At 72.5% G+C, this 12,361-nt stretch carries 14 protein-coding genes; 7 read left to right on the plus strand and 7 right to left on the minus strand.

The features are described from left to right. Positions 1–283 precede the first annotated feature (283 nt). Positions 284–598, plus strand: coding sequence for a DUF3040 domain-containing protein (locus tag ACFPZJ_RS33085; protein ID WP_381029451.1), 315 nt, complete (start codon positions 284–286; stop codon positions 596–598). A 491-nt stretch (positions 599–1,089) separates the two neighbouring features. Continuing rightward, entirely contained in the window at positions 1,090–2,307 is a 1,218-nt protein-coding gene (locus tag ACFPZJ_RS33090) for a cation:proton antiporter (RefSeq protein WP_381029453.1), read from the plus strand. Positions 2,308–2,422: 115 nt separating this feature from the next. Here ACFPZJ_RS33090 and ACFPZJ_RS33095 read toward each other — a convergent pair whose 3' ends face one another. Next, positions 2,423–2,893 carry a cation:proton antiporter regulatory subunit gene (locus ACFPZJ_RS33095; RefSeq protein WP_381029456.1) on the minus strand — a complete coding sequence of 157 codons (471 nt, stop codon included), beginning with the start codon at positions 2,891–2,893 and terminating at the stop codon, positions 2,423–2,425. A 346-nt stretch (positions 2,894–3,239) separates the two neighbouring features. On the opposite strand from ACFPZJ_RS33095, the gene ACFPZJ_RS33100 reads away from it, so the two are divergent. The 3 genes from ACFPZJ_RS33100 to ACFPZJ_RS33110 all read left to right on the plus strand — a co-directional run bounded on the left by ACFPZJ_RS33100 (position 3,240) and on the right by ACFPZJ_RS33110 (position 6,701). Then, the gene (locus ACFPZJ_RS33100) at positions 3,240–4,097 is read left to right on the plus strand and encodes an aldo/keto reductase (RefSeq protein ID WP_381029459.1); all 858 of its coding nucleotides are present in this window, start codon (positions 3,240–3,242) and stop codon (positions 4,095–4,097) included. A gap of 471 nt (positions 4,098–4,568) precedes the next feature. Then, a complete protein-coding gene (locus ACFPZJ_RS33105; protein WP_381029462.1) occupies positions 4,569–6,338 on the plus strand; it encodes an ABC transporter ATP-binding protein in 1,770 nt (589 codons plus the stop codon). A 111-nt stretch (positions 6,339–6,449) separates the two neighbouring features. Beyond that, a complete protein-coding gene (locus ACFPZJ_RS33110) occupies positions 6,450–6,701 on the plus strand; it encodes a DUF5133 domain-containing protein (RefSeq protein WP_381029464.1) in 252 nt (83 codons plus the stop codon). Here the strand turns inward: ACFPZJ_RS33110 and ACFPZJ_RS33115 are convergent. Beyond that, positions 6,637–7,716: a GlxA family transcriptional regulator gene (locus ACFPZJ_RS33115; RefSeq protein WP_381029467.1), complete on the minus strand. Its 1,080-nt coding sequence runs from the start codon at positions 7,714–7,716 to the stop codon at positions 6,637–6,639. The two genes, ACFPZJ_RS33110 and ACFPZJ_RS33115, sit on opposite strands and share 65 nt — an antisense overlap. Positions 7,717–7,899: 183 nt before the next feature. On the opposite strand from ACFPZJ_RS33115, the gene ACFPZJ_RS33120 reads away from it, so the two are divergent. Both ACFPZJ_RS33120 and ACFPZJ_RS33125 read left to right on the plus strand, forming a co-directional pair. Further along, a complete protein-coding gene (locus ACFPZJ_RS33120; RefSeq protein ID WP_381029470.1) occupies positions 7,900–8,409 on the plus strand; it encodes a hypothetical protein in 510 nt (169 codons plus the stop codon). Positions 8,410–8,561: 152 nt separating this feature from the next. Further along, entirely contained in the window at positions 8,562–8,777 is a 216-nt protein-coding gene (locus tag ACFPZJ_RS33125; protein ID WP_381029471.1) for a hypothetical protein, read from the plus strand. Between the two features lie 25 nt (positions 8,778–8,802). On the opposite strand, the gene tgmB is transcribed toward ACFPZJ_RS33125, so the two are convergent. From tgmB to ACFPZJ_RS33150, 5 genes are all read right to left on the minus strand, one after another. Further along, positions 8,803–9,792 carry an ATP-grasp ribosomal peptide maturase gene (gene tgmB, locus ACFPZJ_RS33130; protein ID WP_381029474.1) on the minus strand — a complete coding sequence of 330 codons (990 nt, stop codon included), beginning with the start codon at positions 9,790–9,792 and terminating at the stop codon, positions 8,803–8,805. A 16-nt stretch (positions 9,793–9,808) separates the two neighbouring features. Beyond that, entirely contained in the window at positions 9,809–10,000 is a 192-nt protein-coding gene (tgmA, locus tag ACFPZJ_RS33135) for a putative ATP-grasp-modified RiPP (protein ID WP_381029475.1), read from the minus strand. A gap of 184 nt (positions 10,001–10,184) precedes the next feature. Further along, entirely contained in the window at positions 10,185–10,496 is a 312-nt protein-coding gene (locus ACFPZJ_RS33140) for a YkvA family protein (RefSeq protein ID WP_381029478.1), read from the minus strand. 146 nt (positions 10,497–10,642) lie between these two features. Then, complete coding sequence (locus ACFPZJ_RS33145) at positions 10,643–11,839, minus strand: hypothetical protein (RefSeq protein ID WP_381029481.1); 1,197 nt, start codon at positions 11,837–11,839, stop codon at positions 10,643–10,645. Between the two features lie 106 nt (positions 11,840–11,945). Further along, complete coding sequence (locus ACFPZJ_RS33150; protein WP_381029483.1) at positions 11,946–12,269, minus strand: hypothetical protein; 324 nt, start codon at positions 12,267–12,269, stop codon at positions 11,946–11,948. Positions 12,270–12,361: the final 92 nt, after the last annotated feature.

Below are 12,361 nucleotides of genomic sequence, written 5' to 3' on the forward strand. Positions count from 1 at the left end.
GCCAGCGCACCATTCAGATGCCCGCCCGCACCGCCTCCGCTCGGTTGTCCCCCGCCCGCCTCCGTTTTGCTCTCCGTCGCCTCCGCACCTGCCTGCTTCCCCGCCACCCCGCTCCCGCTCGGCTCAACGCCGCCCCCGCACCCGCCTGCCTCTCCGCCCCACCCACCCGCCCAGTCCGCCACCACCGCACACGTGCAGTTCGCCGCCACCGTCGCGCCCGCTGCGACCGCCCCGTCACGGCACCCGTTCAGCGGGAGACGGGTCCCGCCGCGAAGGAGGAACCATGCCCCAGTCGGACGACGAGCGCCTGGTCGCTCTCGAGGCACGGCTCGAGCGGGACGATCCCCGGTTCGCCCACGCGCTGCGGACCGGCCGCCCGGCCCGGCCCCGCGAGTACCGGCGCAACCGCGCCTGGTCTGCACTGGCGGTCGCCCTGACCGTGCTGGTCACGGGGATGGCTCTGGCCGACGGGCTGCTCATCGCCACCGGCCTGGTTCTCACCGGGATCGCCGTGGAGTTGTTGGACCCTCACCGGGTTCACCGAGGACGGCGTAGGCGGCCGACCCGCGAGGTGGACGACGACCGCACGCCCGATTGATCTCGCCGCGCTTGTCGTTTTGTGAATATCGACATTTGAGCTGCGCTAGAATCCTTATCGAGCGCTTACGCTCCGCTGAGCGTTTTTCAGCTCATTCGTTCAAGTGCTGGTCGTGAGACACCGGGCCGACGTGATGGGGGCGTGACATGAGTGGAGTCTTCCACGTGCGCGTCGAGAACCCCGCCCGCGACGGCGTCCCCGATACCGGCACGGCGGCCTGAGCCGCCCCCTTCGCTGACGCACACCGCACCCGAACCCACGCGGCCGACGGCACAGGAACGGTACGCCGACCTCGCCCGGGCCACGCCGCACGAAGCCAGCACCGGTCGCTGCGAGCCCTGCCATCCGGCTCGGCCCCCTCATGACCGGTCCCGACGGGAACCCCACGCACCTGTGGCGACCCCCACGAACCGCCCGTACCCGAGCGGACCGCGGGCACCCGCAGAGGCACAGACGCCGCCACCGAACCGATCAACGGAGGTCAGACGCCCGTGCACGACACCACCGCCATGCTCATCGAACTCGGGGCGATCATTCTCGGCCTGGGGCTGCTGGGACGGCTCGCCGGGCGGGTGGGCTTCTCGCCCATCCCCCTGTACCTCCTGGCCGGACTCGCCTTCGGGCATGGCGGCATCCTGCCCCTGCAGGCCAGCGAGGAGTTCATCGCCACAGGCGCCGAGATCGGCGTCATCCTCCTGCTGCTCCTGCTCGGTCTGGAGTACAGCGCGTCCGAACTCGTCACCACCCTCAAGACCCAATACCCGTCCGGCGCGGTCGACTTCGTCCTCAACGCGGTCCCCGGCGCCGCCCTGGCGCTGCTGCTCGGCTGGGGGCCGGTGGCCGCCGTCGCCATGGCCGGCGTCACGTGGATCTCCTCCTCCGGCGTGATCGCGAAGGTACTCGGCGACCTGCGCCGTCTCGGCAACCGGGAGACCCCGGTCGTACTCGGCGTGCTGGTCATGGAGGACCTGGCCATGGCCGTCTACCTGCCGATCCTCACCGCCCTGCTGGCCGGGGTGAGCCTGGCGGGCGGCGCCGTCACCCTGCTGATCTCCCTCGGCACCGTCGGCGCGGTCCTGTACGTGGCGCTGCGCCACGGCCGACTGGTCAGCCGCGCGGTCTCCTCCGACAACGCCGAGATGCTCCTGCTGGTCGTTCTCGGCGTCACCCTCCTCGTCGCCGGTGTCGCCCAGCAGCTCCAGGTCTCAGCGGCCGTCGGGGCGTTCCTGGTGGGCATCGCGCTGTCGGGCGAGGTCGCCGAGGGCGCCAGCAACCTGCTGACCCCGCTGCGGGACCTGTTCGCCGCCGTCTTCTTCGTCTTCTTCGGCCTCAACACCAACCCGGCCGACATCCCGCCGGTCCTCGCTCCGGCCCTGGCGCTGGCCGTCGTCACCACCCTCACCAAGATCGCCACCGGCTACTGGGCCGCGCGGCGCGCCGGCATCTCGGTCAAGGGCCGCTGGCGGGCGGGCGGAACCCTGGTGGCCCGCGGCGAGTTCTCGATCGTCATCGCCGGTCTCGCCGTCGGCGTCGAACCGCGCATCGGCCCGCTGGCCACCGCGTACGTCCTCATCCTGGTCATCCTCGGCCCCCTCGCCGCCCGCTGGACCGAGCCCCTCGCCCGCCGCATGCCCCGCCGCTCCCGGAACAAGCAGCTCGACGCCCCGCAGACGACCGAGCCCTTGGAGGCCGCGCGCGTGATCGGCTGAGCCCCGGCGCCCAGGCGCCTGCGGGCAGGCGCTGGGGCAGCCGCTGAGGGGGCGGCAGTGCCGCGGGCCGGGCGGGTCGGGCCACGAGGCCCGGGCGGAACGGACGGGATCGCCCTCACTCCCGCCCGAGGATCGCCGCCGCCGCATCCACACCCTCACGTGTCCCGATCACGATCAGCACATCCCCGCCGGCCAACCGGAACCCCGGCCCGGGGGACGGAATGGCCTCCGCGCGGCGCAGCACCGCCACGATCGACACACCGGTCTCCGTGCGCATCCGCGTGTCGCCCAACTGCCGCCCGTTCCAGTGCGACGTCGAGGACAGTTCGATCCGCTCGGCCACCAGCCCCAACTCGGTCGTCGACAGCAGGCTCGGGCTGTGGTGGGCCGGCATCAGCGCGTCGATGAGGGCCGACGACTCGCCTTCGGTCAGTCGTACCGACAGGGCGCAGGCGTCCGGATCGTCCTCCTGGTACGCGTTCAGCGTCCGGGAACCGTCCCGGTGAGCGACCACCGACAGGCGGCGCTGCTCCCGCGTGGTCAGGTCGTACCGGACGCCGATCCCCGGCAACGGCGTGCTGCTCATGCGTGCGGCGCCCACTGCTGTCCCCCTGTACCCTCGGATGTTTTTCCAGCACAACGTTGATGACACCCTAGCGAGCTCCCGAAACCAGCCGACGGGGCCCGACCACGGCGTTCGCCCCGCCCGGGAGGAGACGCGTGTCCGGCGGGCCGACCGTCACGACCACCGCCCCCGCCCGGCCCGATTCAGCTCCCCCAGTGCTGAATGCGTTCTCCTTCTTCTATTGGACCTCCGGTCCCTCTGCGGCCAGTCTGGAGTGCGCCGGTGCCGCCGTGATCGCGGTCCGTGCGCCGGCCACCAGCGGTGCCGCGCGACAGCCGAAACAACAGCCGGAAGAGGTCACGAGCACATGCACACCCGCCGCATCGGTGACGTCGACGTCAGCGCGATCGGTCTGGGCGCGATGCCCATGTCCATCGAGGGACGACCGGACGAGGCCCGTTCCCTCGCCACCCTCCACGCCGCTCTCGACGCCGGCGTGACCCTGATCGACACCGCGGACGCCTACCACCGTGACGCCGACGAGGTCGGCCACAACGAGACCCTGATCGCCAAGGCCCTCGCCTCCCACGACCGGGGCGCCGACGTCCTGGTCGCCACCAAGGGCGGCCATCTGCGCCCGGGCGACGGCAGTTGGACGCTGGACGGCAGCCCCCGGCACCTCAAGGAGGCCTGCGAGGCGTCCCTGCGCCGGCTCGGCGTGGAGGCCATCGGGCTGTACCAGTTCCACCGCCCCGATCCCCGGGTGCCGTACGAGGAGTCCGTCGGCGCGATCCGCGACCTGCTGGACGAGGGGAAGATCCGCATGGCCGGGATCTCCAACGCCGACCCGCAGCAGATCCGGCAGGCCAACGACATCCTCGGCGGCCGGCTCGTCTCCGTCCAGAACCAGTTCTCCCCGGCGTTTCGCTCCAGCGAGCCGGAACTGCGCCTGTGCGACGAACTCGGCATCGCCTTCCTGCCCTGGAGCCCGCTCGGCGGCATCTCCCGGGCCGGTGAACTCGGCTCGGCGCACGCCCCGTTCGCCCGTATCGCCGAGACGCGCGGGGTGAGCCCGCAGCGGGTGTGCCTGGCGTGGATGCTCGCCAAGTCGCCGGTCGTCATCCCGATCCCGGGCGCGAGCCGGCCGGAGACCATACGGGACTCGCTCGCCGCCACCGACCTCGTCCTGACGGACGGGGAACTGGCGGAGTTGGACGCCGCCTGAGTCCGAAGCCGGGCATCCGCCGCCCTGGAATCCGTTGCACCGGAACCTGAGTCCGTCGCCCTGGATTCGATGCCCCTGGATTCCGCTGTACCGGAGATCCGGAACCGCTGCCCCTGAACCCGCCCGCGCTGCGGCCTCCCCCCGGCCGCGGCGCGGGCGGTCGGCCCCCGGCCGGTCGTCAGCCCCCTGGCCGGTCGTCAGGCCCCGGCCCGTCGTCAAGCTCCTGGCAGTCGGCCCGGTAATCCGACCCGCCCGAGCCCCCGGGACCCGGCGCCGGGCATCGGCCGCCCCGGGGGCTCCGGTCCGGTCGTCAGCCACCGTGCCCGTCCCGCCCGGTCGTCCGGACCGCCGGCCGTCGTCTCAGGTCGCGGACGCCCCCGAGGACGCCCGTGACCGTCTGGTGTACTCCACGCCCGCAAGGGAAGTAGAAAGCGCTTGCCATCCGTTCGGCACCAGGGGAGGACACCGCCGATGGCGTCGCCGTTGGAAAGACCGCTCGACCACCGCTACCGGGGCGAGCACCCGGCCCGCACGCTCGCGTACCTGTTCCGCGCCGACCGTGGCCGCCTGGCCGCGGCCGTCGCCGTCTTCACGGTGAAGCACAGCCCCATCTGGCTGCTGCCGCTGATCACCGCGTCCATCATCGACACCGTCGTCCAGCACCAGCCGGTCGTCAGACTCTGGACCAGCACCGGGGTCATCCTGTTCATCCTGGCGATCAACTATCCGCTGCACGTCCTGTACGTCCGGCTCCTGTACGGCAGCGTCCGCCGTATGGGCACGGCCCTGCGCTCCGCGCTGTGCACGCGGATGCAGCAGCTGTCCATCGGCTACCACTCGCGCGTGAGCGCCGGTGTGCTCCAGGCCAAGGTCGTCCGGGACGTGGAGACCGTGGAACAGATGGTGCAGCAGACCGCCGAGAACGGGCTCGGCGCGCTCACCGTGCTCACCGGCGGCCTCGTCATCATCGCCGTGCGCACCCCCGAGTTCCTGCCCGTCTTCCTCGTCGTCGTACCCGCCGCCGCCCTCCTCGTGGCGCGGCTGCGGTCCCGGCTGCGCACCCACAACGAGCACTTCCGCCACGAGGTGGAGACCCTGTCGTCCCGCGTGACGGAGATGACGCGGCTCATTCCGGTCACCCGCGCCCACGGCCTGGAGGGCAAGGCGCTGCGCCGCATGAACGGCACCCTGAACCGGCTGCTGACCTCCGGGCTGCGCCTGGACCTGGTCAACGGCCGGTTCGGCTCGCTGGCGTGGGTCGTGCTCAACGTGATCGGCGTACTGGTCCTGGCGGGCGCCGCCCTCGTCTCGTACTACGGCGTCTGGGGCGTAACCCCCGGCGACGTCGTGATGCTCAGCGCCTTCCTGACCACCCTCACCAACTCCACGACAACATTGGCAGGGCTGGCTCCGGTCATCACCAAGGGGCTGGAGTCCGTCCGCTCGGTCGGCGAGGTGCTCCAGGCGCCCGAACTGGAGGACAACGAGGGCAAGGCCGAACTCAGCGCGCTGCGCGGCGCCGTCACCTTCCAGAGCGTCGACTACGCCTACGAGACCGACGGACGCCGGGCCATCAGCGACTTCACCCTCGAGGTGACACCGGGGGAGACCATCGCGCTCGTGGGGGCTTCCGGGGCCGGCAAGTCCACGGTGCTCAACCTGGTCATCGGCTTCATCCGCCCCACCTCGGGCCGGATCCTGCTCGACGGCACCGACATGGACACCCTCGACCTGCGCACCTACCGGCGGTTCCTGTCGGTCGTGCCGCAGGAGTCGATCCTCTTCGACGGCACCGTGCGCGAGAACGTCGCCTACGGCATGGACGACGCCGACGAGGAGACGGTGCGCGCGGCGCTGCGGGACGCCAACGCGCTCGAGTTCGTCGACGGGCTGCCGCAGGGCCTCGACACCCTCGTCGGGGAGCGCGGCGCCCGGCTGTCCGGCGGGCAGCGGCAGCGCCTCGCCATCGCCCGTGCCCTGATCAGGGACCCCAGGGTGCTGGTCCTGGACGAGGCGACCTCGGCGCTCGACACCCGGTCGGAGGCGCTCGTCCAGCAGGCGCTCGCCCGGCTGCTGCGCGGACGCACCACGTTCGTCGTGGCGCACCGGCTGTCCACCGTGCGGGGCGCGGACCGGATCGTGGTGATGGGCGACGGGCGGATCCAGGAGATCGGCACGCACGAGGAGCTGCTGCGCCGGGGCGGGGCGTACGCGGCGCTGCACAGCGGACAGGTCGCCTGACGGCCGGTCGGCGACGACACATTCTCGCCGTTTCCGCCCACGTGAGAGAAAGGTGTGAATGTTTCTGCCTGGTTCGGGCATACGCAGCGAAAATCGAGAGAGGGGCGCTACGTGCTCGTACCGGACCCGAAGGTCGTCAGAAAAATGCTGACGCGGTACGCGTCGCTGCGGATCGCTCAGGCGGAGAGGCACACGCCGGCGGCCGCGCGCGAGCTGGAGGACGTCAGCTACACGCTGTGCGTGATGTTCGCGACGTCCAGCATCCACGACGCGATCGCCAAGGCGGACGCTCTGCTGCTCAGCAAGGGGCGGACCGAGACCGCGGACCCGGAAGGGGAGAACGGCCTGTCGCTGGCCGTGTGACACCCCGCGCGCCCGGGCGCGGACCGGGCGCTGCCTCGGCGGCCTGTGAAGGGGCCGCCGAGGCAGTCGCCTTTCCGTGGAACGCCGTGCGGTAGGCGTGCGGTGTGGTGCCGACCACCTTGCGGAACCGTTCACGGAACGCCGTGGGTGACCCGAACCCCGCCTGGCGCGCGATCCGTTCGACGCAGTGGTCGCTGTTCTCCAGCAGGTACTGGGCGCGTCGCACACGCGCCCGCAGCAGCCACTGCAACGGTGTCGTGCCGGTCTGCTCGCGGAAACGGCGGCTGAAGGTGCGCTCGCTCATCCCGGCGCGCGCCGCCATCGCCCCCAGCGTGATCTCGCCCGCCAGGTTGTCCTCGATCCACTCCAGCAGTGCTTCCAGCGCGGAGCCCCGTGGCACCGGCGGGTGTCGGTGCACGATGAACTGTGCCTGCCCGCCCTCGCGTTCCAGTGGCATGACCGACATCCGCGCCGTGTTCGCGGCGACCGCCGACCCCAGGTCCCGCCGGATCATGTGCAGGCACATGTCCAGTGCGGCGGCGGCACCGGCCGAGGTGAGGATCTGCCCGTTGTCGACGTACAGCACGTCCGGCTGCACCTCGATGCGCGGATAACGGCGGGCCAGGTCGTCGGCGGCCACCCAGTGGGTGGTGGCGCGCAGCCCGTCCAGCAGTCCGGCCTCCGCCAGCACGAACGCCCCCACGCACACCGACGCGATCCGGGTGCCCGCCCGGGCCGCCTGCCGCAGGGCCTCCAGCGCGCGCGCCGAGGGCGGTCCGGCGTGCGGGGAACGCCCCGGCACGATGATCGTGTCCGCGTCGGCCAGCGCCCGCAGCCCCCGCTCGACCCGCAGGCCGAAACCACCGTCCGCCCGCACCTCCGCCGACTCGGCGCACAGGCGCACCCGGTACGGATGCCGACCGTCCGGCAGCCGCGTCCAGTCGAACACCTGCATGGGCGCCGCCATGTCGAAGGGCACCACATCGTCGAGAGCCAGGATCGCCACGGAGTGCATGGCGGCCACGATAGGTGGGTTCCCGCCAGACGGCCGACCCGGTCGGTGCCGGTCGGTCGAAGAGCCATGCTGGTCGGTCCTGTTGGCGGGAACCCGTTGCAAGCTGTCGTTCCAGCCCATGGGCGGACGCGTCCCGGCTGCCTAACGTGAGGCACCGCTGATCACCTCACGGAAAGGATCCCGGTGACCAAGCTCCTGCTGTCCCTGCACGTCCTGGCCGCCATCGTCGCCGTCGGCCCCGTCACCGTCGCGGCCAGCATGTTCCCGCCGGCGGTGCGCCGCGCGGCACCCAAGGCCGAGGCGGTACCCAGAGCCGAGGCGGGACCCGCCGCCGAGGAGGGACCCGATCCGACGGCGGTCGGCACGGTGGCGCTGCTGCACCGCATCTGCCGCGTCTACGCCGGCATCGGACTGACGGTGCCCCTGTTCGGTTTCGCCACCGCTGCCGCGATGGACGTCCTGGGCAGCGGATGGCTCGTCACCTCCATCGCCCTGACCGCCGCGGCCGCAGGCGTGCTGATCGCCTTCGTCCTGCCCCGTCAGGAGGAACTCCTCGGCCAACTGAACGGACAGAAGCCCGTCGAGCGGGCGCACACCGCCCAACTCGCCATGTTCACTGGGGTGTTCAACCTGCTGTGGGCGACCGTCACCGTCCTGATGATCGTCCGCCCCGGCTCCACGACCGGCGCCTGACCGCCGCGCGCCGTCGCCCGTTTCGTCCCGGCCCCGGGCACCCGCCCGACGTCAAGGGCGACGGGGGAACTCGCACCCCCGGGCTGCCGGGCGCCTAGACTCGCAGTCGTGCCTCCGTGCGGAGGCCGACGAGCAGAAAGGCACGTTGACGGGTGTTCCAGGATTCCCCCATCTACGACCGACTCATCGCGGAGTGCGGCGATGTGCCCGCACAGGTTCGCCGGGAGGCCGAACGCGTGAGCAGGGAACTGGAGCTGGTCATGCGGCCTCTGCAGTCTCCCGGCCACGCACCGGGCCTCGACCGGCCGCACAATCCAGGGGCGGGCTGGCAGCGCTCCGCCCTGCTGCCGGGGCAACTCCCGCACTGAGCGCGGCAGCGGCGGCTCGCGGTCCTCAGGAGACCGCCGAGTTCCTTCCGTTGAGGTGGGCCGTCCCCTCCTCCCCGGTGGCGGGCAGCGCCAGCCACTCGGCGATGGTGCGCGCGATGGGCTGCCCCGTCTCCACCTCTACGAAGCCGAACTGTCCCGACTGGTTGCACTCAAGAAACCACCAGGTCCCGTCGGCGTCCTCGACGAAGTCGAAGGCGCCGTATGCCAGTTCGGCGTCACGGAGGTAGGCGCGAACGGCCTCGGCGGTGCGCGGCGGGACGTCGACGGGCTGCCAGGGCAGGCCCGGCGCGGCGAACCGCACGTCGACCTCGTCGGCGTCGGCGTCCGGCGAGGCCGCCTTGCGGGCCGCCAGTAGTCGGTCGCCCACGGCGGTGAGCCGGATGTCGGCCCGCTTGGCGATCCGCCGCTGCAGCAGCGTCGGCCCGAACGCCACGGCGGAGAAGTCTGCGTCCGGCGCGACCCGGCTGGTCGGCACCGCCCGCGGCGGATCCTGCGGGTGCGCGCCCGAGACCGGCTTGACCACCAGATCCGGGTAGCGTTCCGCGAACTCCCGCGCCGCCCGCGGGAAGGTGGTGATCAGCGTGGCGGGCACCGGCAGACCGCGGCGCTGGGCGAGGCGCAGCTGCCACGGCTTGTGGCGGGCCCGGCGAGCCGCGTCGGGATGGTTCATCCAGCGCGCGTCCGAGCCGCGCAGCATGCCGTAGAGCGCCTGGGAGGCCTCCTCGGTCAGCCACGCGGACGGCTGGGCGGCCCGGCCGGCCGGAGTGCCCGGCCGGCGCACCCAGACGGACCGCAGCCCGCCGATGCTCACCAGGCGGCCGCCCGCGGACAGATGGCCCCGGAAGGAGCCGTGGACGTACTCGCCGGACAGCGAGACCCCGCCGGTCAGGTCTGCGGGATCGAGGCGCACGACCGGAACGCCCGACGCGTTCAGGTGCACGACCACCATGTCCGCGGTCACGTCCTCCTCGGAGGTGAGGATCAGTACGGTCATCGTCGACGGTCCGCGGTCAGTCGTCGAAGTGCGTCTTCGAACCCGCCGTGGACGTCGTCGTCCCCAGTTCTCTCAGCAGCGCGTGGTCGCAGGCGGCCACCCGGCCGTCGCGAAGGACGTTCAACTGCAGCCCGGCGTCGTACACGTACGGAGTGGCCGCTTCCAACTGCGCTGCTGGGCGTGCGTAGTTGAGCGCGAACGGTTGCATCGTCTCTCCCTCGTCGGTGCTGCGCCGACCGAGCGGCGGCCCAGAGCGCCCTCGCCCGGTCCGCCGGCTCGCTTCGGCTTCCAGAGACTTATACGAATCGAACGGGTGGTTGGTTTCCTTACGGTCCGTAGTCAATGCGGGGGCTGAGATTCCGCTGCCGTCGCGCTGCGTGCGTTTTTCGGACTCAGCGCGCGGCCACGCCGTCCGGCCGCCGAGTCGCTCTGGGGTCCCGCTCGCCGAGGGAGCCGCGGACGGAGCGCAGCGCGAGGAGGAGGACGCCGACGTCGTCGAGGTACACCGGATCGGGCACCAGATCGGTGGGCAGCACGAGATACAGCACGGCGCCCCAGAACACCCAGCGCGGCCCGGTGGGCAGGCCCGCGCGCCGCAGGGCACGGCGGGTCCGCACCAGCCGCACCAGGACACCGACGGCGAGGGCGAGTACGACGGCCGCGAGGACCGCGGCCACGGTGATCACCGCTGTGGTCGCCTCCACGGAGGACCTCCTCCCGCGTGCCGTGACACACGCGTCCCTACCTGGATTCCCGATTACGGCGGCGGTATGGCGTCCAGGACCGGACAAGTACACGTCCGCCCGGTGGCGGGCGAACGCGCCGGGAGCGCGCGGTGGGCGGGAGCGGCCTACCGCTCGGACCTGGCCGGCTCCGCCCCGGTGTCCGTGTCCGCGCCCTCGCCTGCCGTCTCCGTGCCTCGGGAGGTGTCCGCGCCGTCCGCGGGAGCTGTGGGCCGCAGCACCTTGGCGGTGCCCTTCAGTCGTTCCAGTGTCCTCGTCAGCTGCTGGAAGGGAGACGCGCCCGGCATCCCGGACGGGCGGGCCTGGGCGGGGACGGCCTCGGCGGTCTCGCGGTAGACGGCCAGGGCCTCGTGGGCGCGCTCGGCCGCCTCGCGGTACAGGTCCCGGGAGCGGGTCATGGCCTCCAGCGCCTCGGCGTACATGGCCACGAGCTCGCGTTGACGGGCGAGTTCCTCCTCCAGGGTGAGCAACTGCCACTCCTCCCGCAGCGCGGTGAGGGCCTCCTCCGCGCCGTCCGGCAGCGGCCTGGGCAGTGCGGCGAACCGCGTCACCGCAGCGGTGAGGTCGGCCGGCTCCGACCCGTCCAGGAAGACGGCGCGCACGGAGAAGTCCGCGGCGTCGTAGCCGGGCGGCACCGGGCTGCCCGGCAGCACCACGGCACCGCCGCGCGGCACCTCCACACCGTGGTCCCGCAGGGCCCAGTTCACGACCCTCAGCTGCTGCGGAGTCGCACGGTGCTCCACCACGCGGTGCCGCAGGCCGGGCGGGAGCCACCGGGTCAGCGGCACCTGCCCGCGCTCGTCGGTGGTCATGGCCTCGTGGACGACCACGTGGACGGCCCACGCGCCGCGCGCGGCGTTGCGCAGCAGACGGCGAACGGCCTTGTCGTCCTGGGGGAGCCGGCTGATCCCGCCGAGCGGCAGTCCCGTGTCGGTGTCGCGGTCCCAGGCGGTGTCCGGTTCGCCCGGCCAGAACTTGACGGCCGGGGAGGGCCAGGCCTGGTTCCAGGGCTGCTCGGCCTCCGCCACCAGCGTCCACTCGCTCGTGTCACCCGAGCCGGGCACCAGGCTCAGCCGGGCGCGTACTGTCACCCGATCGGGGACCCGCCAACGGGCCTCGAAGACCCGAACCGGGGACTCGCCCCCGGAGGCGGGCGCTTCGCGGAAGTCGTCGATGGTTCGGCTGTCCTTGAGCCGGTGGAGTGAACGCCGCAGGACGTCCTCGGCGGCGGGACCGACGTGGCGGCCGCGAGCCAGCCACACCGTGGCGGGAGTCGCGGGGCGGACGGTGGGGGAGGTCGGCATGAGTCCATCTAGGGGTGGGGGCACGTGCGCATGCCAGTATCGTCGCCGCAGGCCGGCGGCGGTCACGCGGGGTTTGCCCCGGTGCCGGCCGCCGTCCGGTACGCGCCTACCTCTCGTCACCTCCCCGGTCGGGGTGCGGCTCCCGTCCCGACACGATGTCGGTCACGCCCGACTCATCGGTCGTGTCCTCGCCGGGACGGGGCGTGCTGCGCCCGCCCGCCTGGCCGCCGCCCGTGCTGCCGTAGCCGCCGGGCACACCGGGGACGCTCTCCGCGTCGGCCTGTTCCCGGCTGATGTGCCGGGTGGCGCGCACGCCCGCGCGGCGCTCGGGATGCGGATAGCTGAAGGGACGGGCGGCCGCCCGCTCCTCCTCGGCGTTCTCCGCCGCGTTGGTCGTCTCGTGCGGTTCCGGGGTCTTGCCGTCAGTCATGCGCTCCGCGTACCCCCACCGGGCGGAGGCATGTGGCCCGGACCGCCGGGAGCGCGCGGGGTGTGCTCGGCGCACGCGAGACGGGGGGTCTT

Source organism: Streptomyces bullii (genome assembly GCF_042657145.1).
GTDB lineage: Bacteria > Actinomycetota > Actinomycetes > Streptomycetales > Streptomycetaceae > Streptomyces > Streptomyces bullii.

Coding starts and splice junctions, on each gene's coding strand:
- ACFPZJ_RS33100 (WP_381029459.1), top strand. CDS start 3,240: ATGCACACCCGCCGCATCGGTGACGTCGACGTCAGCGCGATCGGTCTG.
- ACFPZJ_RS33115 (WP_381029467.1), bottom strand. CDS start 7,716: ATGCACTCCGTGGCGATCCTGGCTCTCGACGATGTGGTGCCCTTCGAC.
- ACFPZJ_RS33150 (WP_381029483.1), bottom strand. CDS start 12,269: ATGACTGACGGCAAGACCCCGGAACCGCACGAGACGACCAACGCGGCG.
- tgmA (WP_381029475.1), bottom strand. CDS start 10,000: ATGCAACCGTTCGCGCTCAACTACGCACGCCCAGCAGCGCAGTTGGAA.
- ACFPZJ_RS33145 (WP_381029481.1), bottom strand. CDS start 11,839: ATGCCGACCTCCCCCACCGTCCGCCCCGCGACTCCCGCCACGGTGTGG.
- ACFPZJ_RS33085 (WP_381029451.1), top strand. CDS start 284: ATGCCCCAGTCGGACGACGAGCGCCTGGTCGCTCTCGAGGCACGGCTC.
- tgmB (WP_381029474.1), bottom strand. CDS start 9,792: ATGACCGTACTGATCCTCACCTCCGAGGAGGACGTGACCGCGGACATG.
- ACFPZJ_RS33095 (WP_381029456.1), bottom strand. CDS start 2,893: ATGAGCAGCACGCCGTTGCCGGGGATCGGCGTCCGGTACGACCTGACC.
- ACFPZJ_RS33105 (WP_381029462.1), top strand. CDS start 4,569: ATGGCGTCGCCGTTGGAAAGACCGCTCGACCACCGCTACCGGGGCGAG.